Source organism: Paenibacillus sp. FSL E2-0201, from assembly GCF_037963325.1.
GTDB lineage: Bacteria > Bacillota > Bacilli > Paenibacillales > Paenibacillaceae > Paenibacillus_AQ.
This window is the reverse complement of sequence record NZ_CP150154.1, coordinates 4,412,794-4,438,062: the sequence shown is the minus strand read 5'-3', so window position 1 is coordinate 4,438,062 and position 25,269 is coordinate 4,412,794. Positions and strand designations below refer to the sequence as shown.

The following is a 25,269-nucleotide window of genomic DNA, read 5'->3' as shown; positions in this document are numbered from 1 at the left end:
AACTGTTCCGTTTTCAGAAATTTATGGAAACGTGATAGTCAATTTGCCGAAAGAGGTTGAAATCGACAATGTGGGGAGCTCCTTTTTCAGCTCAAAGCCGCAAGCTGCTGCTGCTGGGCAGCGGGGAACTGGGTAAGGAAGTCATAATCGAAGCTCAACGTCTTGGCGTAGAGACCGTAGCTGTAGACCGTTATAGCGATGCACCAGCGATGGGTGTAGCTCATCGTTCACATGTTATTGATATGCTGGATGCAGAGGCGCTTAAAACGCTTATTCGCTCAGAAAAACCAGATGTTATTGTTCCGGAAATTGAAGCAATTGCCACTCATGCTCTTCAAGAGCTTGAAGAGGAAGGTTTCTTCGTTGTTCCGACCGCACGAGCGGCTCGTCTGACCATGGACAGAGAAGGCATTCGCCGACTTGCTGCTGAAGAACTTGGATTGCCAACAGCGGATTATCGTTTTGCAGATAGTCTGGAAGAGCTGCATCAAGCCGTTGCAGAACTAGGCACTCCTTGTGTCATCAAGCCAATTATGAGTTCTTCTGGCAAAGGGCAAAGTGTTTGTAAAAGACCAGAGGATGCGGAAGAGTGCTGGAACACTGCTTTGGATGGAGCTAGAGCCAAAGGAACACGTGTGATCGTGGAAGCCTTTGTTACCTTTGAGAGCGAGATTACACTCTTGACGGTAAGGTCCGTGTCTGGCACGATATTTTGTCCGCCTATTGGGCATATTCAGAAGGATGGAGATTATGTCGAATCATGGCAGCCTCACTTTATGAAGCCGGAACTACTAGATGAAGCTCAGTCTATTGCCAAAGCAGTTACGGATCAGCTCGGAGGATTCGGTATTTTTGGAGTGGAGCTTTTCTTGACGGATCAAGGCGTATTGTTTAGTGAAGTGTCACCCAGACCTCATGATACAGGGATGGTGACGATGGCGACGCAGGATTTATCTCAATTTGCAGTGCATGTCAGAGCTATTCTTGGATTTCCAGTCCAATCAGTTCAATTACTGACACCAGGTGCCTCAGCAACGCTGAAGGCTGAAGGAGAAGGACGAGCTTTTGTTGTGACTGGAATTGGTGAAGCTTTGGAGTTACCTAGGACTCAGGTTCGGGTATTTGGTAAACCAGAAGTCCGTCCTGGGCGGCGGATGGCAGTGGCGTTAAGTGCGGCGGAAGATGTGGAAATCGCGCGGACGGTAGCCAAGCAGGCAGCGTCTATGCTAAAAGTGGAGGTAAATGAGGATGAACAGTAGTACCATGGCACCTGTACTGGAAATTCGCAAATGCGGCTTGAATGATCTGGAGAGAGTTACAGCGCTTCTGCGGGAATTCGGCTATCCAACAACGCTTAGCGTGATGAAAGAGAGACTCGAAAGCATGGAGAATAACCATCTTGAGTGCACGCTTGTTGCAGAACTAAACAATGAAGTTGTGGGAATGGTCGGTCTTAGACAGGTAATCTCGTATTACAAACAAACAGATTGTATCACTGAGATTACTGCACTTATCGTATCAGAAGAACTCAGAGGAAACGGACTCGGTAAAAGACTTGTGGCCGCAGCAGAAGAATGGGCACGTGAGCAAGGTTGCTGTCAGCTCTTCTTGAGAAGTGGTAACCGCGTAGAGCGCGCACCGGCACATGCTTTTTATCGTCATTTAGGTTTCGAAAAGACAGCAGGTTATCGCTTTAACAAAGCGTTGCTATAATACTTATAGGTTCCGATCATCCCCATCCCAGCTACGGCGGGATGGTTTTTTTTACGTAAATATAAGGATCGATCAAGGATATAAACCTGTAAAAAGAACACTTTTTTATAATACGGAGATCGCTAAAGCAGTAATTTCTGAGAATCTGAAGTAGTTCTTGCTATGAAGTAGCTTTCAAGTCACTTCATCCCCTCATATCTTTCATATCTCTCCGACTAGCACATTGTAGTCATTCGACAGACTCTTTTAGTTTTTAGTAAATCGATTTAAATAACTAACCATAGATGGAATAGTTTGAATCATATAGAATGAATTTTATGACAGTTAAATAAATCGTTTCCAAAGAGGGATGAGAAATGTACAAGTTAATTCTTGCTGAGGATGAAGAAGATGTTAGAGAAGGGGTCATCGGGCAGATTGATTGGGAGCACTACGGTTTCGAAATTGTAGAACAGGCGGAGAATGGACGGGAGGCAGCGGATGCGATTGATCGTTTGCTCCCGGATGTGGTTGTGACGGATATTCAAATGCCTTTTATGAACGGGCTGCAGCTGGCGGAATGGATTCGCGAACGGCATCCCAATACCAAGATCATTATTTTGACAGGGTATGATGAATTTGAATATGCGCAGAAGGCGATTAAACTGCAAATCGACGAGTATATTTTGAAACCGTTTTCTTCACAGGAGTTGATTGATGTTCTGCTAAAGGTCAGAGCCAATATAGAGGCTGAAATTGCAGAGAAGGAGAATGTTTTTGTACTCAGTGAGCATTATCGAAAAAGTCTGCCTGTGCTGCGTGAGCAGTTTTTATCTTCACTAGTTTCACGCAAGTTACGAATGATTGAAATAGACGAAAAAAGTTCGGAATACGGAATAGATCTACATGGGAAATGGTTCCAAGCCTCAGTAATTAGTGTGGATTATATCCGTCCAGAGCGAGAAACGGTTAGCCTTACCGCAGGTAAGCTAATTTCTTTGCGAGATACGGGAGAGAGAAATTTACAGCTCTTCGCTGTGCTCAATATTGCAGAAGAATTATGTAATAAGCATAATTTTGGCAGGGTGTTTATCCATCGTGATGAGGTAGTGCTTCTTTCCATTTGTGATGCAGAAGAAGAAACTGAAATTACGGGGAAAACTTTTGAAATTCTAGAAGAAATCCGCCACAATGTGCAGCGGTTTCTTAAGCTAACGGTAACCGCTGGTTCTGGAACGGTTTGTCATTCGCCTGCTATGCTATTTAATTCCTTTGGAGATGCCATGCAAGCGTTAGATTATCGTCTCATTCTTGGCAATAACAGAGTCATTTGGATCGAGGATGTGGAATCACGTTCGAATACACTCTTGGCCTATGATGAATTGACCCAGCAGTCCTTAATCCGAACGATTAAGATGGGAACCGTACAGGAGCTTAAAGAGGTCGTGGAGGAGTTATTTGGCGGATTGAATGCTGAGCAGGTATCTACTCAGGATTATCAGATTTTTTTGCTGGAGATTATTACATCTATCCTGCGTGTAGCCAAAGAGTCCGGTAGTGATGCTGCTAAGTTCGTTGGATCTGGCATCTCCTCATTAACTGAGATGAATAAATTTAATAGTATGAGTGAAGCCAAACAATGGATTATTACGATCTGCAGCCGGCTAATGGACTCCATTGCCTTAGAACGCCAATCTAGCTATAAGCTGCTCATTGATGAAGCTAAAGAATACATCCGTAGCCATTATGAGGAATCGGATATTTCTATCGGAAAGGTTTGTCAGCATTTACATATCAGTACGGGTTATTTTAGCAGTATTTTTAAGAAGGAAATGAAGATGACTTTCGTTAGTTATCTCTTGCAAATCCGATTAGAGGCAGCAAAGGAACTTTTACGCTCCACGGAACTGAAGGCTTTTGAAATCGCCGAGAAAATTGGCTTTGCTGATCCTAACTATTTCAGTTTTTGCTTCCGTAAAAAATATGGCCAGTCTCCCAAAGAGTATAAAAACAGCTCCAGAGGAGGGTAGCCATGCGGCAAGAAAAGTCCTATTCTTTTCGACTGCGGCCGCAGCATCCAAAAGGGGGGAAACGCCGGTTGTCCTCCAAGCTGCGGAGCATTCAAGTGACGATTACGCTCACTTTTACATCTGTCGCTGTACTTGTAGCGGTCGTTGTTAGCCTTATGCTGTATAACAAGTTTGCGAAGACAGCAGAAGAGAATGCCAATATGAATATGCAGCAGATTATTGAGCAAGTGAACTACAATCTGGAGCTTTATGTTAAAGGGATGCGGAATATTTTTGAAACCGCAGAAGATCAAATAACGAATAGTCCCTCCGTGGACTCCGCTTTACTGATGGAAAGAATGGCTATGTTAATGGGAAGTAGAGAGGATCTTGTTTCTGCAGCAGTTTTTACACCACAGGGGAAATACGTTGTGGGCACAGCAGGACAGAAGTTGCGCAGCAACACACAGTTAGAAACCCAGAGTTGGTTTACTACGGCCAAAAGAACGTCTGAGATCTCTTATTCAGCGCCCCATATTCAGAACTTGTTTAAAGGTCAATACATATGGGTCGTGTCGATCAGTAAACTCATTCAATATCAGGAAAAGGGAGTATTAAAAACGGGTATCCTCCTGATGGATTTTAACTTTCGCACCATAGATGAGCTGAGCAAGCAGGTTAAGCTTGGTAAAAGAGGATACGCTTACATCCTCGATCAATTAGGCAACATTGTGTATCATCCGCAGCAGCAGCTTATTTATGCTGGCTTAAAGTATGAGAATGTGGAGCCGGTACTGGAATATGCTTACCGTAGCTATTTGGATGAGTCTACCGGTGAAAAACGTTTTATCACAGTGCGTACGCTGGAACAGACCGGATGGAAAATAGTCGGAGTTGCTTATTATGACGAGATAGTAACCACCAAGCGAGATCTGAACACCTTTTTATCCTGGTTCCTAGCGGTTGTTATTTTATGTGTAATTATCGTATCTGTCTTTTTATCTGCACGAATTGCCCGCCCGATCCGTAAGCTGGAACGGACACTTCAGCAGGTAGGCGAAGGGGATCTTAATACTCGAATCGATGTGAGCGGTGCGTATGAGGTAGAGCAGTTGTCCAAACGGTTTAACCTCATGCTGCAGCGAATCCGTCAATTGATGGATCAAATTATTTATGAACAAGAAACGAAACGCAAGGGTGAGCTTGAAGTCCTGCAATCCCAGATTAATCCACACTTCTTGTACAATACCTTGAACTCTGTGATCCGGCTTGCTGAGCGTGGTAAGACGGAGGAGGTCGTCACAATGATTCAGTCCTTATCGAAGTTTTTCCGTATAAGCCTAAGCAAAGGCAATAATATGATTACCGTGCAGGAAGAGCTGGATCATATTCGTCATTATCTCGTCATACAAAGCTTCCGTTTCAAAAATAAGTTCCGCTATGAGATCATCGCGCAGGATGAAGTGCTGCAGTGTCAGACGATTAAGCTGATTTTGCAGCCGATTGTAGAGAATGCCTTGTATCACGGAATTGAAATGATGCCTGATGAAGGTTTTATCTCTATCCAAGCGGAACTGAAGGACAATCTTGTCATCATACGGATTAGTGATAATGGACTAGGAATGTCCAAGGAGACTATGAAGGTTATTTTGACAGGTGGCAGTAAAAGTATGAGCGGTTCCGGGGTAGGCGTAAGAAATGTGAACGAGCGGATTGAGCTGTACTATGGCCGAGAATATGGTCTTTCTTTTGAAAGTGAAATTGAAGAAGGCACTACGGTTACCCTTATCTTTCCGGCACTCGCAAAAGGCGAAGGCAATGAAGGGCTTAAGGAGGATGAGACATCGTCATGAAAACCTTTCGTTTTTGGCTAACCTTGTTAATGTGTGTGGTGTTATGGACTACGGTTTCTTCTTGTTTTAATTCAGCGCCCAATTACATCAATACAAATAAGACCCGTAATATTCATCTCATTGTGAAAATGAACAGGGGTGACTACTGGAATACGGTTAAATTGGGGGCAGAAGCTGCAGCGCAGGAATTTAACGTGAAATTAACCTTCAAAGCTCCGGAATCTGAGAGTGATATCACAGAACAGGTGAAAATGGTGCAGGATTCTATTAATGAAAAAGCAGATGTGATTATTTTAGCTGCAAGTAGTTATATGGGGCTTGCACAGGTTGTAGATCAGGCGGCTTATTCCAAAATCCCTGTCATATCCGTAGATGCGGAAGTAGGTTCAGCAAGAGTAAGGACATATATTGGCTCGAACGGCTATGAAGCGGGTCAAAAATCTGCAGAAAGATTGATCAAGCTGTTGAAAGGATACGGCGAGGTGGGCATTATTAATTTCACCAATTCAACTCAGCGTGAGAAACAGGATTCTTCCAGCGGAATTGAATATGGTGCTAGAGACGCAGAGGAACGGGAGAAGGGATTCTTAAATTATACGGCCCGTTATCCAAACATACAGGTGGTTGAGATTTCATACACGACCTCCAGCATTAAGGATGCAGAAGAACTTACGCAGCTAATGCTGCTGAAGCACCCGAATTTGCGGGGAATTGCGAGTCTGAATGAAACTGCTTCACAGGGTGCGGCAATGGCGATCCAAAGCCGGGGGCTGCAAAATATTAAAATGGTTGCCTTTGATAGCTCCCCCTCCATGATGGAATTGCTGCAGGATGGTACAGTTCAAGCAACTGTCATCCAAAACCCTTTTAGTAACGGGTATTTAGCTGTAAAACATGCCGTTGAAGTGATCGAAGGAATCGATGTGCCAGAACGTGTAGATACAGGAACAAAACTAATTGATTTGGACAATATGTTGTGGCCTGAGAATCAAAAGCTGTTATTTCCGTTCGTTAGATAGGAGCTATTTTGAGCGTATACGATTCGTGAAACGGATACCATCCTTGAATGGGGCGGTATTCGTTTTTTTTAGAATATAAGAAAGTATAAATTTTTAATGAAAATCATCCTAATATTTCTTTACGGGTTCATTAGAATTTTTATATTAATGAGTAGGATTTTATATTCGCAAGCGTTTTCAGGTGAGGCATAATATGGATGTACCCGAGACGATCAGGGGCAAACAAAAAAGAAGTATAAATAGGAGGTCAATGAATAATGAAAAAAATCACTTCCGTGCTATTAGCTAGTGCTTTACTGGGTGCTGCTCTGACAGGCTGTGGTGGCAACAACAATACTACTAATAGTGCTGCAGGCAATGATAAGGCTACTAATGCTCCAAAGACTGAGAACTCAGGTACTACAACAGAAACTCCTAAAGTTGGGGTCGCCATTTACAAATTTGACGATACCTTTATGACAGGTGTTCGTAACGCCATCGATAGTGCTGCTAAAGGCATTGCTACAGTAGATATCGTAGATAGCCAAAATTCACAGCCAACACAAAATGACAAGGTTGACTTATTCATCACTAAAAAATATAACGGGATGCTGATTAACCCAGTTGACCGTACAGCTGCTGGCGTCATTATCGAAAAAGCTAAAACAGCTAACATTCCGGTAGTATTCCTGAACCGTGAACCGCTTCCTGAAGATATGAAGAAATGGGATAAAGTTTATTATGTAGGTGCTAAAGCAGAAGAATCCGGCACAATGTCCGGCCAACTGATTGTTGACTACTGGAAAGCACATCCTGAAGCTGATAAGAACGGCGACGGTGTTCTCCAATATGTAATGCTAAAAGGTGAACCAGGACACCAAGATGCTGAGCTTCGTACTACTTACTCTATCCAAGCTATCGAAGATGCAGGAATCAAGGTGGAGAAACTGGCTGAAGATACAGCAATGTGGGATCGCGTAAAAGGACAAGAAAAAATGGCTGCATTCCTTGGCTCCCACGGCGATAAAATCGAAGCAGTTCTTGCTAATAACGACGATATGGCCCTCGGTGCAATCGAAGCTCTAAAAGCTTCAGGCTACTTCACGGGTGACAAATTTATGCCGGTAGTAGGTGTAGACGCAACTGCTCCTGCAATTCAAGCGCTGGAAGATGGAACAATGCTCGGTACGGTGCTGAACGATGCGAATAACCAAGGTAAAGCTGCTATCACAGTTGCTGCTTTGCTTGCTAAAGGTGAAACACCTACGAAAGACAATGTAGGTTTTGATATCACTGACAACCAATACGTATGGATTTCCTACAAAAAGATTACGAAAGACAACATAGCTGACGCTAAGTAATTACCTCGGCTACAGCGTTATTCATGATTATATGACAGCACGGGGAGCGGCTAACCGCTCCTCGGTATTTCTTTTAGGCAGGGAACAGGATGGAACCGCTGTGCCTCTCATAAAAAAGAAAAAAAGCGTAGGGGGCGTAACAACATGGAAAAAGCTGAGTTTTTGCTGGAAATGAACAACATTACTAAAGAATTCCCCGGCGTCAAAGCGCTGGATGATGTTAGTTTAAAGGTCAGACCGGGTTCGGTTCATGCACTTATGGGCGAGAACGGTGCAGGTAAGTCCACACTCATGAAATGCCTTTTTGGTATTTATTCACCGGATGCCGGTGAGATTTTTTTGGATGGTGAGAAGGCTTCCATCAGCAGTTCCAATGATGCGTTAAAAAGCGGTATTTCAATGATTCACCAGGAGCTGCACCCCGTGCCGTTCCGAAGTGTTATGGAGAATATCTGGCTAGGACGTTTTCCTACGAAGGGAATCGGACCGATTCAGTTTATCGACCATAAGAAAATGTACACTGACACGGAAAATTTGTTTAAAGATCTGGATATCGATCTGAATCCTGAGACTTTAGTGGGTAAGCTGTCTGTATCCAAAATCCAATCCATTGAAATTGCGAAGGCTGTCTCTTTTCACTCCCGAGTTATTGTAATGGATGAACCCACTTCTTCCTTAACCAGTGTGGAGGTGGAGCATTTATTCCGGATCATACGGGACCTCAGAAGTAGAGGCGTAGCTATTATCTATATATCTCACAAAATGGAAGAGATTCTTGCAATCTCTGACGAAGTTACTATTATGCGTGACGGTAAAAAAATTGGTACCTGGCCAGCGGAGGAATTAACTACAGATTTAATCATTTCCAAAATGGTGGGTCGCGATTTAACGAATCGATTCCCAGAACGTTCTAACGTACCTGGCGAAGTATACATGAAGGTGGAAGGGTTAACCTCTCCGGAGGAAAGATCCTTTAAAGATGTATCTTTTGAATTAAGACGAGGTGAGGTCCTAGGGATTGGTGGTCTAGTAGGTGCCCAGAGAACCGAGGTTATTGAGGCATTGTTCGGTCTGCGAGCCTTGAAATCCGGAACGATCTCTATTAAAGGCAAGAAGGTTAATATCAATTCTCCGAAGGATGCGAAGAAACACGGAATGGCTCTGCTTACCGAAGAGCGTCGTGTAACAGGCATATTTCCAGTTTTGTCTGTTCATGAGAATGGTGCCATCGCTAATCTACATCGTTACCAGAAGCTTCTTCTTTTACTAGATGGAAAAAAGAAGAAAGTGGAAGTCGATAAAATGATTGAAAAATTACGTACTAAAACACCAACAACCAAAACGCTAATCATGAATCTTTCCGGTGGGAATCAGCAAAAGGTGTTACTTGCCAGATGGCTGCTGACTGAGCCCGAAATCCTGCTTCTGGACGAGCCGACTCGTGGTATCGACGTAGGGGCTAAATTCGAGATTTACTCCATTATTACCGACCTGGCCCAGCAAGGGAAGAGCATCATTATGATCTCCTCTGAAATGCCGGAGCTGCTCGGAATGTCTGACCGCGTAATGGTCATGTCGGAAGGTAGACTCACCGGTATACTAGAAGGCGAGCAAGCTACGGAAACCGAAGTTATGCGTCTCGCTGCACAGCATTAGGATAGGAATGTACTGATAGTTTTGCTAGGCGAAACTAGATTTGGTTTACGAAGAGAACTACTCTTCGCGTAACTTTAAGGAGGAACACTACTAATGAACGTTAAAAGAACTCAAACCTTTATTACGCAAAATGCCATTTATATTGTATTGGTACTTCTGATTATGGGTATTGCTTTATACGAACCGGCCTTTATCTCTGTAAATACTTTACGAGACATATTAATCCAATCGTCCACGCGAATTATTATCGCGCTTGGTGTTGCCTTTATCCTTATTACGGCAGGTACTGACTTGTCCGCTGGGCGTGTGGTTGGTTTCACGGCAGTTATCTCTGCCTCCATGCTGCAAATTCCGGACTATTCCCGGCGCTTTTTCCCTGATCTGCCGCAGGTTCAAGTATGGCTTCCAATCCTTATAGCTATTATAGCTGGTCTTCTCTGCGGACTCATAAACGGTATTGTCGTTTCCAAACTGCATGTTCCGCCGTTTATAGCAACACTGGGCACGATGGTTATTGTTTATGGTTTAAACTCACTGTACTTCGATATGGATCCTAACCAATCTCAGCCGATTGGCGGTCTGCGTCCTGATTTCACCAAAATTGGTTCTGGCTTTATAGGAAGCGGCCAATACTCAATTCCGTATATCGTGCTGATAGCCTTGGGTGTCGCCGCCATTGTGTGGGTGGTATTCAATAAAACCAAGCTGGGTAAGAACATGTATGCGATTGGCGGAAACATGCAGGCAGCTAAAGTATCCGGTATCGATGTTTCCAAGAATCTGATTTATATCTATGCAATTGCTGGTGCCCTTTATGGTCTGGCAGGTGTTCTGGAAGCTGCTAGAACAGGTGGAGCAACAAATAACTACGGTAACATGTATGAGCTTGATGCCATTGCAGCTTGCGTAGTGGGGGGTGTATCTACAACCGGGGGTATCGGTACTGTACCGGGTGTTCTAGTGGGGGTTATCATCTTTACTCTCATTAACTACGGTCTGACCTTTATCGGTATTAGCCCGTACTATCAATTGATTATCAAAGGTTTGATCATCATAGCCGCGGTCGCATTTGATATGCGGAAGTACTCTTCGAAGAAGTAGCTTGGTTTGATGATCGTGTAGAAGTCTGTGAACTAAATCGATCATTTCATTACTCTTATAAAGGGCTGAAGAAGCGTTTGCTAGTAATAGGCAAATGCTTTTTGGCATGTCTATTTCGTTGCTAACTAGTGCTAGTATTCTCCATGACTCAGAACCTCAATCGCGCTTCTATACTAACCTAATGTCTCTTACATTACTACAAAGCCCGCCCCATACTAGTCTCGCAACTTGATCATCCGGTACCCCGCATCACCCCACCTCGGCGAACCAGTCTCGCACACTCACCCCATATCACCAATATCAAAAGCACATAAACCAACATTCTCCCATATTCTATAGGCAAATGCCTTTGTTAAAGGGGAGCGACTGGATGTTAAGAATAAGGTTGAATGAGCTGGGGAAAGGGAATGAAAATGGACCGTTACAGGCGGATGTATGGAGATGGGACGGTATTGGCTGGAACGAATATATTACACAGCAAGATGAAGATTTCATACGCACGGAAGAGGAGCTATTCGTCACAATCCCAGCAGAGGCGGGATTATATCGTGTTGACTACTCCAATAAGCCATATGAGACGCCTTACGTATTACCAGAGTGGGTTGACGACGATTTAAGGAATACTGGGCTACATCCGGCGCCTTTTAATCTTAAAGAGGGTACGCTCTGGGGATATATTAATGACGAAGGTCGCGCCCAGATTGAACCTAGATACGAATATGCTGAGGAGTTTCAGAAGAATGGGTTAGCAATTGTGCAGCGAAAAAACAGTAGCGGACTAATTGATAGCTCTGGACGGGAGCGGGTAAAACCCATTTACTCGTTTATAGCCCCTTTTTCGGAAGGACGCGCAGTGGTGTCTGATGCGAAAGGGTACACATTTATCGATGAAAAAGGTAAAGAAGTGACTTCAGCACGTTATGATTATCTGAACTCATTGCATGAGGGATTGGCATTATTTTCAAAACAAAATACAACCGGCGGTCAATCGCTATATGGGTACGTAGATGCGCAAGGCAAAGAGGTATTGCCTGCCATTTATGTGGACGCCAATGATTTTATGAATGGTATGGCCTTGGTTAAGATAAAAGAGGTGGAGTATGCACTTATCGACCCTGAAGGCAATATTTTGCATACGTACAATCATCCTTTCGTAGGGAGTCCTGGTGAGGGGCTACTCGCTTATCAAGCAACTGTGAACGGTAAGTACGGATATTTGAACACGGATGGTACGGTAGCAATTCAGCCGCAATTCACTTCCGCTTTACCTTTCTCGGAGGGGCGTGCAGTGGTGAATACCGCTGAGAATTATGGTAACGCCTACGGGTTGATTGATAAACAAGGAAGAATGATCATCCCCGCGAAATATTATGAAGTCCTGCAGCTTGGTGAAGGCAGAGCAGCCATTGGAACACCAATATTCCCTAGTCAACCTTATCGAGGCTCACGTTACATTATCGCCGATGCAGAGACAGGAGCGATTCTGAGCAATCATACCCTGCTTGGGGTGAATAATTATCAGGACGGATTGGCGTCTGTGTATGATGCTAAGGAGACTTTTTTTATAGATCGAACCGGAAAAAGAGCAGCTCAGCCTCCAGTCATCCAAGGAACCGGAACGCTTACCCTTAGCGGCCGCTTAATTAGAGCAGATATAGATCAACGTACAGCTTATTATGACCGTCAAGGCAAGCAAATTTGGAGGCAAAATGGCGTCATTCCACTGAGACCTCCTTATTCCGTTGTGGAGAAGAAATACAAACCGAACAGAGATTATCTGGTCTACTATCCGGTTGTTGAGGGAATTGCCAGTGCGGAAGTTTCAAGAGAGGTAAATGATAAGCTGCGCAAGCTGTCACTTGCTGAAGATGCTGGTAATGGTGGAGCAGCACAGGATTTCAGTTATAATGGTGATTTTTCAGTATCCTTTTTCCGCAAAAACCTACTAGTGCTGGAGTTAACGGGTTACCGTTATCCTTTTGGAGCAGCCCATGGCATGCCTACCAAAATCTATACACATACTAATCTACGTAACGGAAGGTTCTATAAGCTGGGTGATCTGTTCAAGCCAGGAAGTAGATACGTGGAGAAGCTAAGTAAAATCGTAGGGAAGCAGATTGAAAACGATCCTCAGTACTCTTATGTTTTTCCGGATACGTATAAAGGAATTACCTCAGATCAGCCTTTCTTTGTAGATAATGAGGCGTTGTATCTTTACTTCGCACCATATGAGATTGCTCCTTATTCTGCAGGTTTTCCTACTTTCCGAATTCCATATGCAGAAATTATGGGACTTATCTCTACGGAGGGAGAATTTTGGCAATCGTTTCACTAGTTACTTGATACACTTAAGCATACAGAAGTCGCTATTCTCTCGAGAATGGCGACTTTTTTTGCTTTTTAACGCCAATATCGAATGAATTCAGTCTCGGAAAACTTACAAACAAGACTATTAAATGTTAAAAATTAGAAGAGCTCAGCTGATAGATTTATGCTACAATGACTGAGGAACAAATTACAACTTTGTAACATTTGTAGCTGGTCACTCTAAGCAGGAACATATATTACACACAAGAAAGAGGAGATGGCAGAATGAAGAATAAGAGATTAAGAGCAATTATTGGTGGTAGTGTAGCAGCTGTTATGGCACTTAGTATTTCTCTTCCACTCGAAGCGAATGCAGCCTCAACTGAAGTAACAGTCATTAAATCAGGAACTAGCTATGAGCAAGTTTTACAATATTTAAAACAAGCTAACCTACAGGGACTTCCTATTTTTAATAGCACAATCGTGGTGTCCAAGCCTCAAACTGGAACGGTTCCAAATAAAGATACATCCACCGGAACTCCGGTTACTAAGCCTTCGGATACAACTACTGTGACTAAGCCTGTGACTAAGCCTGTAACTAAGCCTTCGGATACAACTACTGTAACTAAACCTGTGACTAAACCCACAGAGACTACACCAAGTACCGGTTCTGTGAGCAATAAAGAAACTTATGTTCAGCAGATCGTAACGTTGGTAAATAAAGAACGTGCGGCAGCTGGTCTGAAGCCCGTTTCTGGATTGGACAGCCTTCATAAAGTAGCTGCTACAAAAGCTACGGATATGCGCACGAACAACTATTTCTCACACACTTCACCTACGTATGGTTCACCTTTTGACATGATGAAATCCTTTGGGATCACTTATAACGCTGCAGGCGAGAACATCGCTATGGGTCAAAAAACACCAGAAGAAGTAATGAAAGCATGGATGAATAGTCCGGGTCACCGCGCTAATATTTTGAATGCTAACTTCAATTATATCGGTGTAGGTTATGACAATAACTACTGGGTTCAAGAATTTATCGGTAAATAAGTAAATTAACCATTACTGTAATCAAACGTTCTCCGAAGAAAATCGGGGAACGTTTTTTTGTGTCGGAGCTCTAATCACCAAATTTTTTTTGAGGATTTTCATGTCTTTATTTGGATTAAAAATGCAGAGCAGCAGGATTAATTTCTATTTTAGACATTTGCAAAAGCGGTATGGAAGATTTATGTTTATGTACATAGTTAAGATCTTTGTAAAATGTGGAACAATACATAATAGAACGGCACACGGAGGGATGGCTTTGAATGATTCAAAGTGGACATGGCGCACAATCAGCCTGATTTCCATAATAACAACAATAATTCTAATTGTAGGTTTAGTTTATGCGGTCAAAGACATCATTTATCCGGTTGGAGAAGCGTCAGAGACAAACTTGCCACAGCAAACAGCCGCTCCAGTGACGGAGACGACTAAGAAGCTAAAAGTTGTTGCTCTCGGTGATTCGCTAGCCAAGGGAACTGGTGATAACACCGGAGAAGGATTTGTTAAGCGCACGGTTAGTGGTTTATCCGCTAAAGGTATCGAAGTTGATTTTTTAGGGAACATGGGGATCAATGGTTTGACTACTGCAGGACTGCAAAGCAAGCTGGAAGAAGATGGAGTGGATTACGCACTGCACATGGCAAATGTCATTCTGCTCTCGATCGGAGGGAATGATTTATTCAAGGACTCGAACATTTTGCAGAATAGCGGCGCGCTTCAGAGTGAATCCACAACGGATCAAGAGCTAACGCCAGAGTCATTGCTCGCAGCTCTTCCCGAAGCAGCAGCCAGATTGGGTAAGGTTCTTGAGAAGATCATGGAGATCAATCCGAACGCTCAAATTTATTATATGGGGTTATATAACCCCTTTGGAGATATCCCAGATCTACTTGTACCAGGTAATCAGGCGGTTACGAAGTGGAATAATGCAGCTATGGAAATTATTAACAAGCACAGCAATATGACCTTGGTTCCTACCTTTGATTTGTTTAACAAGCACTTGGACAAATATTTATCAACGGATCATTTTCATCCGAATGGGGATGGATATCAGCGAATCGGAGAGCGATTCATTCAGGCTATACACTAAATCATAAGATGGCTGTGTTAGATAACATATCCTTTGAACAAGTACTAGTCGAGGAAATGACAGTAACAAGGAGATAAGCAGAATATGACAAAAGCGAACAGTGGAGAATCCAGCCCGGTCGTCTTGTCTGTGGACGGGGTACGGAAAAAAATAGGACGAAAGTGGATTATTGATGATGTTACGTTTGATGTGAGAGAAGGAGAAATATTTGGCTTCCTAGGACCCAATGGTGCTGGGAAGACGACTACAATTCGAATGCTTGTCGATTTGATTCGTCCTAGCGAGGGCAAGATTACGGTATGTGGTTACAATGTGAATCGAAATCCGGAAAAAGCGTTGCAATTTGTTGGCTCTATCGTTGAGAACCCTGAGGTATATACCTATTTGACCGGATGGGAGAATTTACAGCATTTTGCCCGCATGCAGCCTGGTATTGATAATGCTCGTATTAGCGAAGTCGTAGATATCGTTCGGCTGGATCAACGAATCCATGATAAGGTAAGTACATATTCACTTGGGATGAGACAGCGTTTAGGTATAGCGCAAGCGCTGCTGGGACGTCCGCGTCTGCTTATTCTGGACGAGCCTACAAATGGCTTAGATCCAAAGGGAATTAAGGAGTTACGAGAATTTATACGCAAGCTGGCTGATGAGGGCCTAGCGGTATTTGTATCGAGTCATTTACTCAGCGAAATTCAGCTTCTTTGTGACCGTGTTGCGATTATTAGCAAAGGACGTGTGCTGGCGGTAGGTGCGGTAGATGAGCTGATCGCTCGAAATTCGCCTTACGTTCTTTGGGAGCTGGAGCCTTTTGCTGAAGCTCGGGCACTGCTGGCTGATCGCCCGGACATTCAGATTCAGAAGCTGGAAGACGTTACCTTGGATGATTCTATTATTGCAGGGATGGGTCCGAATTCTTTAATCACTATTATGGAGCAGGATTTAATCCCCGAGATTGTGGCCGTAATGGTGACTTCTGAAATCGAAGTTAGGGCTGTGCATAAAATCAATCCGACACTGGAACAGCTATTCTTGAAACTAACGGAGGGTGAGAACGTTGAATAATATGCTTCCGTTAATCCGTAATGAGTGTTTAAAAATCATTAAAAAGAAACGGTTTTATGTTATACTGCTGATTCTGATTGTATTGGTGCCTATGTTTACCTACGCTCAGATGCGATCAGCGGAGCGTAGCCGAGATAAATTCAATTCCGATTGGCGTCTGGAGATCCAGCAGCAGATCATTGATAATCAAAATTCTTTGGGCAGTGATCGAATTCCAGAGGAATGGAAGACTTATCGGCGAATATTTGTACAGCAGCTTCAATATTACCTACATCATGATGTGAATCCGAACGAGCCAAGTGGCGTTACGTTTACCCGAGAGTTTTTGGATAATTCGGTTACTTTATTTATTCCACTGCTCATAATGGCGGTAGCATCGGATTTAGTCTCTGCGGAGCGAACCACAGGAACGATCAAAATGCTGCTGACAAGGCCAGTTAAGCGCTGGAAAGTCTTATTTAGTAAAATGGCGGCGCTGCTTATGTTTGTCTCGCTTATCGTACTCTCCACATTTGTGATCAGCTACCTAATCTCCGGTCTGGCTTTTGGATACAAGGGTTTTAATATCCCTGTATTTACAGGCTTTAAGATCAGTGGGGACTCGGTGGATATGTCTACCGTACATGCAGTGCCACAGTGGAAGTATATGCTTATGCAAGGTGGATTGGTCTGGTTCGTTAGCGTCGTAGTTGCCTTGCTTGCTTTTATGATTTCTGTACTTGTAAGGAGCACTGCTGCTAGTATAGTGGTCATGATGGCAGCGCTGATCGCCGGGAATATTTTGACCAATATGGCTTCAGCGTGGACAACAGCGAAATATTTATTTATGGTAAATCTTGGACTGACCGGTTATTTGTCAGGTACGCCTGCACCCATAGAGGGGATGTCCTTGTCATTTTCCATGGCTGTACTGGCTGTATGGGGGGCCGCTTCGGTGATCATTTCATTCGCCGTCTTTACGAAAAGGGATATTTTGAATTAGAATGTACAAAGTGACCAAAACGTTTGTTTGCATTTCTTGAAATATAAGAAGTATAAGATTTGTATCTATATTTAATATCTTATATTTCTCGCTTAAAGGCTTACCGTCTTTAAAAGGACGCCGAAGGCGCTAATGCTTGAGTATAGAGAAAAGAAGGAGGAGCATGAATGCTCGAACAGATCGATATGTTTGCTGAAGTTTCTAATAACGGCGAGAATGGCCGTACTGGATACGATGCTGACGACATTCAAGTGCTCGAAGGTCTAGTTGCAGTTCGCAAACGACCTGGCATGTATATCGGCAGTACAAGTTCTTCGGGACTACATCATCTAGTATGGGAAATTGTAGATAACGCTGTGGATGAGCATTTAGCCAAGTATTGTACGAAGATTGATTTACTACTTCGCAAAGATGGCTCTGTAACAGTAACTGACAACGGTCGTGGAATTCCTACTGGAATGCATAAGACAGGAGTGCCAACGCCGCAGGTTGTATTTACAATTTTGCATGCAGGCGGTAAATTCGGTGGATCTGGTTACAAGAAATCAGGCGGTTTGCATGGCGTCGGAGCCTCAGTGACGAATGCATTGTCTGAATGGCTTGAAGTAGAGATCTATCGTGAAGGCAAAATCCATCGTCAACGTTTTGAATATTGGGTGGACAAGAAGGGGAAAGAGCATGTTGGCGAACCTGTAACAGGCCTTGAAATTCTGGGCAACACCAACAAAACCGGTTCGAAGATCACTTTTAAACCGGACATTCGCGTCTTTCCAAATGGAATAGCCCTGAATTATGACACACTGGCAGAGCGGGTGCAGGAGATTGCCTTTCTAAATTCCGGTCTGCGTATTACGCTGCATGATGAGCGCAGTAATCGTCAGGACGAGTTCTTTTACGAGGGTGGAGCAAGCCAATTTGTTCAATTCCTGAACGAGGGTAAGGATGTTCTGCATGATGTCATTCACTTCAGCGCAGAAAAAGATGATATCGAAGTGGAAGTAGCCCTTCAGTACAATGGAGGCTATACAGAAACCTTGGCTTCCTTCGTTAACTCCATTCCTACTCGTAGCGGGGGTACTCATGAGACTGGCTTTAAGACTGCGTATACTCGTGTGCTAAATGACTATGCCCGGCGTACACAGTTGCTTAAGGAAAAGGATAAGAATTTAGAAGGAAATGACTTGCGCGAAGGTATGATGGCTGTCATTAGTGTCAAAATGTCCGAGGTTGAATTTGTTGGACAGACGAAGGATCAGCTCGGTAGTGCTTCTGCCCGTAGTGCAGTAGACTATATCGTATCTGAGAATATGGCTCGTTTCCTGGAAGAAAACCCACAGGTTGCACAAAGTCTTCTGAAAAAGTCGATTCAAGCTTCGAAGGCTCGGGAAGCGGCTCGCAAAGCCCGTGATGAGATTCGTACAGGTAAGAAACGCAGCGAGAGCTCGAATCTTGGCGGTAAATTATCACCTGCGCAGTCTAAGGACGTTACACGAACCGAGCTGTTCATCGTAGAAGGTGATTCGGCCGGAGGCTCGGCGAAGCAAGGGCGTGATTCTAAGATTCAGGCGATCCTGCCGCTAAAAGGAAAACCGATGAATCCGGAAAAAGCCAAGCTGTTGGATATCCTGAAGAACGATGAATATAAAGCGATCATTTCCACGATTGGTGCAGGAATTGGTCCAGACTTTACCGTCGAAGACAGCAATTATTCCAAAATTATTATTATGACCGATGCGGATACAGATGGAGCGCATATTCAGGTGCTGCTGCTGACATTTTTCTATCGTTATATGAAGCCGTTACTAGATGCTGGAAAGGTCTTTATCGCTCAGCCTCCGCTATATAAGCTGACCCGTAAAACGGGCAAGCTGGAGACCGTAAGATATGCTTGGAGTGATGAAGAACTGCAAAATTACTTAAAGGAATTCGGCAAAAACTTCGAGCTTCAGCGTTATAAAGGATTGGGTGAGATGAACCCGGATCAGTTGTGGGAAACGACGATGAATCCAGAGTCGCGTACACTGCTTCAGGTGCAGATTGAGGATGCTGCTAAAGCGGAGCGCCGCGTTTCTACACTAATGGGTGATAAAGTCGATCCTCGTAAACGCTGGATTGTTGAAAATGTCGATTTCACTGAAATTGTAGAGTAGTTGCAGCTAGTATTGCTGCAAGTGACGAATACTTCCACTGTTTTTAATTTTTTGGTGATAGGCAAACGGAGTGGCGGAATCGTTCTGGAGGAGCGTTAGCGTTCGCCTTTGTTTCCGGATTTTATCCGCTAATAGCGGTATAATCGAAAAATCTGGAAACAACAGCGACCGGAAGAATGATCCGCAAAGCGAAGTTAAAGAATATCACCAATCTTTAAGAAAGTGGACAGATTGAGGAACAGAAGGTGAGCAAAGTGAGTAGTTTATCAGAACAATTTTTGCCGGCTTTTCTGGAAGAGGTCGTCGGTGACCGCTTTGGTCGGTATTCCAAATACATTATTCAGGACCGGGCTATTCCCGATGTCCGCGATGGACTTAAGCCTGTACAGCGTCGGATTCTTTATGCGATGTACGATTCTGGCAATACGCCTGACAAGCCGTATCGCAAGTCCGCCAAAACCGTCGGGGATGTAATGGGTAATTACCATCCACACGGTGACTCCTCGATTTATGATGGTATGGTTCGTATGGCACAGCCATGGAAGATGGGGCATGTACTTGTTGATGGTCACGGCAACTGGGGCTCGATGGATGATGACCCAGCTGCAGCGATGCGTTATACGGAAGCACGGTTATCTCCGATTGCAATGGAGATGATGCGTGATATCGAGAAGCGGACAGTATTGTTTAAGGATAACTTTGACAATACAGCTAAAGAGCCTGTTGTTGTTCCCTCTCGGTATCCGAACTTACTCGTGAATGGTACGAGTGGGATTTCCGCAGGTTTTGCCACTGAAATTCCGCCGCATAATCTGCGTGAGGTTATTGATGCTTGCATCGCAGTGATGCAAAAGCCGGATATTGAACTTGAAGATATCATGACCTTCATGAAAGGTCCGGATTTTCCTACTGGCGGCACTATCATGGGTGGCGATGGCATCATGGATGCATACCGCACAGGTAAAGGTCGTATTTACTTGCGCTCCAAGACTGAGATTGAGAATATGCGTGGCGGTAGGCAACAAATCGTGATTACTGAAGTTCCCTTCCAGATTGTAAAATCACGACTAGTTACCTCCATGGAGAACATTCGGTTAGAGAAGAAGATCGATGGCATTGCCGAGGTTCGTGATGAGAGTGGACGAGAAGGTCTTCGGATTGTAGTTGAACTCAAAAAAGAGGCTGATGCCCAAAGCGTTTTGGCGTATCTGCTCAAAAAAACCGATCTTCAAATCACTTATAACTTCAATATGGTAGCTATAGTTAACAAAGCTCCGCAACAGCTTGGTCTTAAAGCCATCCTGGAGGCTTATATTGCTCATCAGCGTGAAGTTGTGACTCATCGCACCCAGTTTGATCTGGAACGCGCAGAAGACCGTGCTCATGTCTTAGAGGGCTTGGTTAAAGCACTGAATATTCTAGATGAGGTTATCGCTGCCATCAAGGCATCGAAGAACCGACAGGATGCTCAGAACAATCTCGTGTGGATGTTCGGGTTCAGTGAACGTCAAGCGGACTCCATTCTTACCTTGCAATTGTATCGTCTGACTAATCTGGAGATTACTTCACTCCAAAAAGAATTGGACGAAATGATGGCAAAGATTACACATCTGCGCGGCATATTGGAAAGTGACAAGAAGCTCGTAGCTGTAATCCGTAAGGAATTACTGGAGATCCGCGACAAGTACGGGATCGATCGCCGTTCTCTGATCCAAGGCGAGGTTGAGGAGATTAAGGTTAGCCTTGAAGCGTTGGTCAACGCAGAGGATGTGTTAGTAGCACTTTCCGCAGACGGTTATATTAAGCGTACAAGTATGCTTTCCTTTACCCGTTCTGGTGGTGAACGCCATACATCGGGTGTTAAAGAAGGCGATCATATCGTCAAGCTGCTCGATGTGAATACCCGTGACAGTTTGCTGGTATTTACGCGAAAAGGACAATACTTCTTGCTTCCAGTTCACCAGATACCGGAGTTTAAATGGAAAGAACCTGGCACAGCGATCGTTAACGTTATCGGATTGTCTAAAGGGGATGGAATCATAAGTGTGATTCCGGTCAATAATCTTGATGATCCGCAGCAAAGTCTTGTGTTTATCACCCGTAGAGGTCAGGTTAAGCGTACAGAGCTCAAGGAATACTCTACAAGCCGTTCCGGAGCTGTAGCAGCCTGTAAGGTAGCAGACGGTGATGAGATCATTACAGTGGCTACTAGTACGAATGACAAGGATATTGTACTCGTGACTCGTGAAGGAATGAGTATTAGATTCCATGAGAATGAAGTTAATCCTATGGGCCGTGTTGCATCCGGTGTAAGAGGGATTCAGCTTCGTGAGGGCGATGAGGTGATTTCTTGCTTCTGGGTCAGCGAAGATGAAGGTGAGATTCTCTCCATCTCTGATATTGGATATGCAAAACGTTCATTACTAGTAGATTATCCATCTCAAAGCCGTGGTGGAAAAGGGATGCCAACCTTTGAATTTAAGGAAGGCAAACGAGTACGACCAAATGGCAGTAGATTGGCAGGGGCTTTCTATTGCAGAGAACCGCTGGAACTGAATGCTATTACAAAGGAGAATGCACATCACACATTCTCTTCTGAATCTGCACCACTTGGAGAGCGTCGTTCTACGGGTAAACAGATTGTCCCTGTAGAGAAAAAAGATGAGATTGTTAATCTTTTTCCGGCAGTTAAGTAAAACTAATCAGTAATTAACAGATTAAGGTGTTTAGTCAATTCTTTTTGAGAACTGACTAAACGCCTTTTTTTAATGTTCTTGCTCAACCGTGCAGAAGATTTATTTTTCTTCACTTGCAGGAAATGGAATTTGTTTCGCGAAAATGTAGTTATACCGGATAGAACCGCGAGGAAAGGAAGGAATAAGTGTGCACGCTTCTGAATTCAGTAAAATATGGCATAAAATTTTGAAAGATTACAAACTACATATGGACAGTAATCTTGCCCCATCGCTAACGGATGCCCAGCTCACAGTACTTGAACTGCTTCAGGAACGTGATGCCATGAAGCCTTCTGATCTGGCTCCACATCTGGCGACCAGTCCTGCAGCGGTTACTATGTTACTTGATCGGATGGAGAAAAATGGGCTTATCATTCGGGAGAGAGATGCTGCGGACCGCCGTATTGTATGGGTGAGTATAACCGAGATTGGAACGCAAGAGACTGTACGTGGTTTGAAGATCCGCAGTGATTTTTTTGCAGAAGCGCTTGATCCGATTTCCTCTCATAACCAACAGTTACTACTTTATTTAATGGGCAAAATGGTAGTTACAGCTACGCCGGAAGGTTCTACGCCGTGAATAAGCTAGCTTTGTTGTATCATTATTACGATAAAGCTACGGGTCCATTTCAGAATTTATCTGATTTACCACCACAAGAAGCAGAACAAATTCTGAATGATCTACGACACCAGAATAGAAGCTTTGCAAGTAAACGTTCGCAAGATTATCTTGAAATTCGACGGAGCCTTGAAGCAAAAGCCAGAGAATTATTTATTCAAAAAGGTGGAAAGCCATCGCGAGCTTACCCACATTATATGACACTAGGAGAGTGTCCGTGGTTATTAGACTGGTATCCAGAAGCTAAAAGCCTGCAGCTTTCCGTTGATCAATTTAATGCTGAGGGTATCAGCTTCACCTACGGGGATTTATTTCCTACAATGAGATATAAAGATGGTAAACCTTATCGCAATCAAGTGTATACCAAGGACGAGATCGTCCGTGTAATAGAACAATTTGGTATGCCGCAGGAATGGAATACCAGCGGTGACAAGGGACCTGAACGATATATTGAGGCCCAGATATGGGATGACAAACCTATAAATATCTTATTAGAGTATTTAGAGAAATGAAGGAAGTAGTGTTTAGAGGCACGAAGTAGGCATTTAGAAATACTTAGTTGTATTTCGTACAGCTACAAGTTGCTATTCACTCTGCCAAATAGATATAACTGTATTTTATACACCTAAACGCAGGGTTATCTTTACTTTTGAGAGGTTTAGCCAGTTTTTAATTGTAGAGAATGCACTTGAAATCCGATTGACTGCTTTTTTATTGTGAATAAGTGTACAGAATGCAGCTACTGGGTTCAATCAACCCACCGTAGATCTAAAAAAACAGGCAGCGATTCTCCGGTTAATGGACAATCACTGCCTGTTTTAAATTGCAAGAAAGGGCTGTTTTATGAAAGCTCTTTTTTTAGTATTTCCCGCGACCACAGATCCCAAGGATAGGTTTGTGGCGGAAGAGAAATGAGTTCTACTTCTTCTTTAGTAACAGGGTGGGGAAAGCCTACAAGTGCAGACCACAGTGCAATTTGCTGTCCAGGTCTGTTCACCGAAGCCCCATACTTCTGATCACCGTATAAGGGGCAGCCGATGGAGCTAAGCTGCACTCGAATTTGATGTGAACGACCGGTAAGTAAATCGATCTTGAGCAGACTGTAACCCTCAGCGCTGCCAAGTACCGTGTAATCCAGAATGGCTTCCTTACCGCCGGGTGTTCCTTTCCGGACTACGGTGACGGTATTGCTCTTGGCGTCTTTAAGCAGCGTATCGGTAAGACGGCCATGAGATGCTGGTGGTTTACCGTGCACGACCGTTAAGTACACCTTATGAAAGCTGTGAGTTCTGACACACTCGGATAGTCTTGATGCTGCTTTTGATGTCTTGGCAAAGATCATTGCACCTCCAACCGGACGATCCAGGCGGTGGACTAGCCCCATATAGACATTGCCAGGTTTGTTAAAGCGTTCCTTCACATCTTCTTTGAGCAGGTTGAGCAGATCAGGATCTCCAGTAGCATCCTCCTGAACAGGAATATTCACGGGCTTCACAATGCCTAGAAGATGATTATCTTCGTATAACACTTCAAAGCGCTTCGACATTCCGTCCAACGGCTCATTGCTGCCAGATAAATGCTGTGTCATGGCTTACGCCTCCCAGCGTCCCAGAATACCGCATGGCAGGTTCATGCCGGAGGAAGTGATCGGAAGACCGATTTCGCCGGAGGTGAGCTTCCCACCATAACGTTTACCCATGGTCATCGACAACATATTACGTAGGACAGTTGGAGAAATCCCTGTGGTGTATGAATTGATTAGCATAAACAAAGGTTTGTCGCTCATAATTTGCATACAGCTCTCAAGGAAAGGATATAAGCTGGATTCCAGCTTCCACATTTCTCCGCCAGGTCCTCTTCCATACGAAGGAGGGTCCATTATAATCGCATCATACTTACTACCACGACGTTGTTCACGTTGTACGAATTTGAATACGTCATCCGTGATGTAGCGAACTGGACGATCACCCAGGCCGGACAGCTGGACATTTTCTTTGGCCCATTGCACCATTCCTTTAGCTGCATCCACGTGAACAACAGAAGCGCCGGCACTTGCTGCGGCTACAGTAGCTCCACCAGTGTAAGCAAATAGATTCAGTACTGAGATCGGACGGTTAGCAGCCGCAATCTTGTCCATCATCCAGCTCCAGTTGGCCGCTTGTTCAGGGAATAGCCCTGTATGCTTGAAATTCGTAGGACGGAGGTGGAATTTTAATTTTCCGTAACTAATCTTCCAATCGTCCGGAATCGTTTTTTTCATTTCCCATTGTCCACCACCAGCCGAGGAACGGTGATAATGACCATGTACATCACGCCATTTCGCGGTCTCATTGGAGAGTGGCCAAATAATTTGCGGATCAGGACGGCGCAGGATAATGTCACCCCAACGTTCAAGCTTCTCTCCACCGCCAGTGTCAATTACTTCATAGTCTTTCCAGTCGCTAGCTATATACATTTTTTAATCCATCCTTCAAAAATTCATTTAGCCTTTATTGTACATCATTTCACCATATAGCTACAAACAAAATACGCACAGGTCTAATGCACTGTTTATTTTATTGAATGAAGATAATGTGTATAATATTTCCATGCTGACTGCTG

At 43.9% G+C, this 25,269-nt stretch carries 19 protein-coding genes; 17 read left to right on the top strand and 2 right to left on the bottom strand.

The genetic code is table 11. The features are described 5' to 3' along the window. Nucleotides 1–68 precede the first annotated feature (68 nt). The 17 genes from purT (at nt 69) to NSU15_RS20115 (ending at nt 23,180) form a co-directional block, all read left to right on the top strand. Nucleotides 69–1,259, top strand: coding sequence for a formate-dependent phosphoribosylglycinamide formyltransferase (gene purT / locus NSU15_RS20195; protein WP_042129454.1), 1,191 nt, complete (start codon nt 69–71; stop codon nt 1,257–1,259). Continuing rightward, nucleotides 1,249–1,713, top strand: coding sequence for a GNAT family N-acetyltransferase (locus NSU15_RS20190; RefSeq protein WP_339287386.1), 465 nt, complete (start codon nt 1,249–1,251; stop codon nt 1,711–1,713). Before purT ends, NSU15_RS20190 begins: the two co-directional genes overlap by 11 nt. A 356-nt stretch (nt 1,714–2,069) precedes the next feature. Further along, nucleotides 2,070–3,722, top strand: a complete 1,653-nt coding sequence (locus NSU15_RS20185) for a response regulator (protein ID WP_339287385.1) — start codon at nt 2,070–2,072, stop codon at nt 3,720–3,722. A 2-nt stretch (nt 3,723–3,724) separates the two neighbouring features. After that, nucleotides 3,725–5,554 (top strand): sensor histidine kinase, encoded by a 1,830-nt coding sequence (locus NSU15_RS20180; protein WP_042129447.1) that lies wholly within the window; start codon nt 3,725–3,727, stop codon nt 5,552–5,554. After that, the gene (locus NSU15_RS20175; protein ID WP_076119744.1) at nt 5,551–6,573 is read left to right on the top strand and encodes a substrate-binding domain-containing protein; all 1,023 of its coding nucleotides are present in this window, start codon (nt 5,551–5,553) and stop codon (nt 6,571–6,573) included. The genes NSU15_RS20180 and NSU15_RS20175 overlap by 4 nt, the downstream gene beginning before the upstream one ends. 257 nt (nt 6,574–6,830) lie before the next feature. Further along, complete coding sequence (locus tag NSU15_RS20170) at nt 6,831–7,913, top strand: galactose ABC transporter substrate-binding protein (RefSeq protein ID WP_139328545.1); 1,083 nt, start codon at nt 6,831–6,833, stop codon at nt 7,911–7,913. Between the two features lie 144 nt (nt 7,914–8,057). Beyond that, complete coding sequence (locus tag NSU15_RS20165) at nt 8,058–9,569, top strand: sugar ABC transporter ATP-binding protein (RefSeq protein WP_042129442.1); 1,512 nt, start codon at nt 8,058–8,060, stop codon at nt 9,567–9,569. A 93-nt stretch (nt 9,570–9,662) separates the two neighbouring features. Continuing rightward, nucleotides 9,663–10,670 carry a galactose/methyl galactoside ABC transporter permease MglC gene (gene mglC / locus NSU15_RS20160; protein WP_042129441.1) on the top strand — a complete coding sequence of 336 codons (1,008 nt, stop codon included), beginning with the start codon at nt 9,663–9,665 and terminating at the stop codon, nt 10,668–10,670. Nucleotides 10,671–11,040: 370 nt separating this feature from the next. Beyond that, a complete protein-coding gene (locus NSU15_RS20155; protein WP_339287384.1) occupies nt 11,041–13,005 on the top strand; it encodes a WG repeat-containing protein in 1,965 nt (654 codons plus the stop codon). A gap of 257 nt (nt 13,006–13,262) precedes the next feature. Then, nucleotides 13,263–14,030 (top strand): CAP domain-containing protein, encoded by a 768-nt coding sequence (locus tag NSU15_RS20150; RefSeq protein WP_339287383.1) that lies wholly within the window; start codon nt 13,263–13,265, stop codon nt 14,028–14,030. 250 nt (nt 14,031–14,280) lie between these two features. Beyond that, nucleotides 14,281–15,117: a GDSL-type esterase/lipase family protein gene (locus tag NSU15_RS20145; protein ID WP_339287382.1), complete on the top strand. Its 837-nt coding sequence runs from the start codon at nt 14,281–14,283 to the stop codon at nt 15,115–15,117. A gap of 84 nt (nt 15,118–15,201) precedes the next feature. Then, entirely contained in the window at nt 15,202–16,182 is a 981-nt protein-coding gene (locus tag NSU15_RS20140; protein WP_076119741.1) for an ABC transporter ATP-binding protein, read from the top strand. Then, a complete protein-coding gene (locus tag NSU15_RS20135; protein WP_042129431.1) occupies nt 16,175–17,164 on the top strand; it encodes an ABC transporter permease in 990 nt (329 codons plus the stop codon). Before NSU15_RS20140 ends, NSU15_RS20135 begins: the two co-directional genes overlap by 8 nt. Before the next feature lie 167 nt (nt 17,165–17,331). After that, nucleotides 17,332–19,314 carry a DNA topoisomerase IV subunit B gene (gene parE / locus NSU15_RS20130; RefSeq protein WP_042129430.1) on the top strand — a complete coding sequence of 661 codons (1,983 nt, stop codon included), beginning with the start codon at nt 17,332–17,334 and terminating at the stop codon, nt 19,312–19,314. Nucleotides 19,315–19,568: 254 nt separating this feature from the next. Next, on the top strand, nt 19,569–22,010 hold the full coding sequence (gene gyrA / locus NSU15_RS20125; protein ID WP_076119739.1) for a DNA gyrase subunit A: 2,442 nt from the start codon (nt 19,569–19,571) through the stop codon (nt 22,008–22,010). A gap of 187 nt (nt 22,011–22,197) precedes the next feature. Then, nucleotides 22,198–22,629, top strand: coding sequence for a MarR family transcriptional regulator (locus NSU15_RS20120; RefSeq protein ID WP_042129426.1), 432 nt, complete (start codon nt 22,198–22,200; stop codon nt 22,627–22,629). Continuing rightward, the gene (locus NSU15_RS20115) at nt 22,626–23,180 is read left to right on the top strand and encodes a hypothetical protein (protein WP_339287381.1); all 555 of its coding nucleotides are present in this window, start codon (nt 22,626–22,628) and stop codon (nt 23,178–23,180) included. Before NSU15_RS20120 ends, NSU15_RS20115 begins: the two co-directional genes overlap by 4 nt. A 329-nt stretch (nt 23,181–23,509) precedes the next feature. On the opposite strand, the gene NSU15_RS20110 is transcribed toward NSU15_RS20115, so the two are convergent. Together NSU15_RS20110 and NSU15_RS20105 are read right to left on the bottom strand one after the other, a co-directional pair. Beyond that, entirely contained in the window at nt 23,510–24,256 is a 747-nt protein-coding gene (locus NSU15_RS20110) for an RluA family pseudouridine synthase (protein WP_231573831.1), read from the bottom strand. A gap of 3 nt (nt 24,257–24,259) precedes the next feature. Further along, nucleotides 24,260–25,123 (bottom strand): class I SAM-dependent methyltransferase, encoded by an 864-nt coding sequence (locus tag NSU15_RS20105; protein ID WP_042129425.1) that lies wholly within the window; start codon nt 25,121–25,123, stop codon nt 24,260–24,262. Nucleotides 25,124–25,269: the final 146 nt, after the last annotated feature.